Origin of the sequence: Arthrobacter sp. LAPM80, assembly GCF_046736435.1 — a bacterium.
Classification (GTDB): Bacteria; Actinomycetota; Actinomycetes; order Actinomycetales; family Micrococcaceae; genus Specibacter.
This window is the reverse complement of sequence record NZ_JBCHVD010000071.1, coordinates 1-443: the sequence shown is the minus strand read 5'-3', so window position 1 is coordinate 443 and position 443 is coordinate 1. Positions and strand designations below refer to the sequence as shown.

1 protein-coding gene is annotated in these 443 nt (G+C 59.4%); it reads left to right on the top strand.

The window, feature by feature from the left end; translation table 11 throughout:
* Positions 1-102: 102 nt before the first annotated feature.
* The coding region (locus AAGW05_RS18570; protein WP_411806037.1) for a transposase family protein at positions 103-443 on the top strand (341 nt) is incomplete at its 3' end.

Here is a 443-nt window from a genome sequence, read left to right as displayed (position 1 = left end):
GGCTCTCCTGACGTAAGTGTGGGTCAGGGTTTGTGTGTTATGGGGCATGGGTAACCCGGTAGATTTGGGAGTTCCTACACTATCCAAATATCGGAGTTACCCATGCGTGCTACCACTCTACTCAACCGCGTCCTGAACCTGCCTGATGTCCGGGTCATCGATGTTGATCCCGGAGCTGACGGTGGGGCTTCTCCGTTGTTGGTGCGGGTGGCGTTGAAGGCCCGCAAGCGCCTTGACTGCCCACACTGCAGCTACTCGACGATGGCCGGATATGACACCCGCTGGGCAGAATCTACGTGGCGGCATCTCGATTTCTGCGGCAGGGTCCTGATGCTCACCATGCTGCGCCGGCGCCTGGTCTGTCCCGTCCATAGGGTTGTGGTGCAGGGCGTCCCGTTTGCTCGGCCGGGCTCCCGGTTCAGTAAGGATTTCGAGGACATGAT